Consider the following 2,333-nt stretch of genomic DNA (forward strand, 5'->3'; position numbering starts at 1 on the left):
TAGAGGATCGTCCGGAACGTTGTTTTTTTTCTTCTAAAAACTTCCATTCTTTTTCTATATCTATATCTTCTAAAATATTTGAGTATTTACCTTCTTTTATATCTAAAAGCGTCTGAACTATTTCTTCTTCTAAAACCTCAGAGTTTTCTATAGCGTCAGCGCTTTTATTTTTAATTAGCAAGGCTACTATTTTTTTTAAAAGTGTTTTTATTTTATTGGAATTACCCATTCACTACTACTAATTAAATTTTTAAACTCTGTTTAATCTTTTATGATTTAAAACAACCATACTTACCTATCACCAACTATTAGGTTCTACCTTTTTATATTAATAGTGTAACAGCACTATATTGTATTAATAAAGGTTAAGATTTGGGTGAGAGCATCAATTTATACTTTGTATGCGTGAGAGTAATATGAGCTCATATGATTAAACACAATAAAAAGAAAAAAAGGGGTGGGTGTTATTTTAAATAAACGCATAAATAACTGATTTAAATCTTATTAATAAATATTTTGATTTGAGATACACTACTTACAGATTCTTACGCTTTTTTTCTATTGAAAAAGCGCCTCACAATAACATAAAGATTCAACCTATCGTCTTTCTGAGGAGCACCAGGTTGCGACGTGAGAATCTGTTTAATTAAAACGATAGTAACCCATTGACCATTTCAACAGAGCGAAGCATAATCCTTTCGACTGCGTTCCTTTATAAACTGAAATAGAATGTGAGAATCCGTCTGTTATTTACGTCGATTTATATTTTGGGTTTTTAACAAACAGATTATTACAGTCGTGCCTACTTCATAATGACGGTGGTTTGAATTATTGATTTAGCAGATTGTGACGTCGCTGAAAAGCGCCTCACAATGAACGGTATGTCCGAATGTTTGAGATCCCGCCCAAATTGGTGGGATTATTCCGATAGTTATCGGGACGACTTACCATTTTGAGTGCGCCTTACAGGCTTCTCAAAATGGAGTCTTCCTGCCACGCCAATGGCGTGGATTAACTAATCCCTCTGAGACAAGCATTTATCCATTTAAAATAAATTTTATCATGCACCTTTGTATTGTTAATAAACAACTCATTATAAATGAAAATTCATAGTAAATATAAAAACATCTTATTAGAATTTATTTGTTTTCTGTTTATCCTCTTATTTGTATATGCAGCCATGAGTAAATTACTGGTATTTGACGAATTTAAGATCCAGATAGGACAATCTGCTATGCTCACACCCTTTGCTGGCATCGTAGCCTGGGTTATACCCTGCCTTGAAATCCTTATCGCCTTGCTTTTAGTCATTCCTCGGTTTAAACTCTTAGGACTGTTTGCATCCTTTAATCTTATGGTGATGTTTACAGCTTATATTTATGTTATTTTAAATTTTAGTAATGATGTTCCCTGCTCTTGTGGTGGAGTCATTGAAAAATTGGGCTGGACTGAGCATCTCATCTTTAACATTGCTTTTGTGATTCTGGCAGCCATTGGTATCAATATTATAAATGGACAAAAAAAACATACAAACCTTAAATTCGCAACTTTATGACCCCAAAAAAGCTTTATACCTCCCTTTTTGTCTGTACCATAGGCAGTATAGGGTTTATCGTCCTCTTGTTTGCCTTTACTAATAAAGGGCCACAGCGAGACACGAGTTTTAAACGCGGCTTCCTTTATGATGCCCCAAAGAAGACACACCAATTGGATCTCGAATATAATGGTTATGATATTGCTGGGGTTGACAGGGAGCAAATCTATCTAAGTAATTTTCAATCGCCTTTGTTTCTCACTGTCGTGGACTCCGCACTTCAAAGTAAAGAAGTGGTTCATATAGCTATAGATCAAGATAGCTTGCCGCTCCGTTCTCCACAACTTCGTGTGATTCCGCCTTACTTCTTTTTGACGGATGGTACCATTCCCTATATCCTGAGAGGACGTACCGAAGATTGGAAGGCATACTCCTTACTGAATGATCCGCTTTATTTTACGAATGCACAACCCATGGACTCCGTTACCTTAGCTATACGCGCAATAAGTAACAAAACCAAAGAGTTTGCTCTGGGCACCATACATCTTGCAGACTCTGCCTCCATTACCCTTTCTCATAAGCTTTTACAAAAACAGGTCGATGGTATTTTTGATGTGGATGGGACACTTCAATACAATCAGCAGCGCCAAGAACTGGTATATACCTACCGCTATCGCAACCAATATATTGTTGCTAATGACAGCCTACAATTACAACGCCTTGGTAAAACTATAGATACCATCAGTCAGGCTCAGATACAAGTAGGAACTATTGCCTCTAAAAACCAACAAAAACTGGC

General features: G+C 36.0%; 2 protein-coding genes and 1 pseudogene. 2 read left to right on the top strand and 1 reads right to left on the bottom strand.

Annotation, left to right across the window (positions count from 1 at the left end; genetic code table 11):
* Positions 1-229, bottom strand: a 229-nt coding sequence (locus Q4Q35_RS09780) for a hypothetical protein (protein WP_303277789.1), incomplete at its 3' end; no start/stop codon positions are given.
* A gap of 870 nt (positions 230-1,099) precedes the next feature.
* Between Q4Q35_RS09780 and Q4Q35_RS09785 the strand changes: the two genes are divergently transcribed.
* A complete protein-coding gene (locus Q4Q35_RS09785; RefSeq protein WP_303277790.1) occupies positions 1,100-1,555 on the top strand; it encodes a MauE/DoxX family redox-associated membrane protein in 456 nt (151 codons plus the stop codon).
* A pseudogene (locus Q4Q35_RS09790) lies at positions 1,552-2,333 on the top strand (MauE/DoxX family redox-associated membrane protein); the annotation flags it as partial. The gene Q4Q35_RS09785 and the pseudogene Q4Q35_RS09790, both read left to right, overlap by 4 nt.

The sequence above is a fragment of the Flavivirga aquimarina genome (assembly GCF_030540835.1).
Classification (GTDB): Bacteria; Bacteroidota; Bacteroidia; order Flavobacteriales; family Flavobacteriaceae; genus Flavivirga; species Flavivirga aquimarina.

What these genes read in the sequence shown, in the direction of transcription:
- Q4Q35_RS09785 (WP_303277790.1), top strand. Translation starts at nt 1,100, where the DNA reads ATGAAAATTCATAGTAAATATAAAAACATCTTATTAGAATTTATTTGT.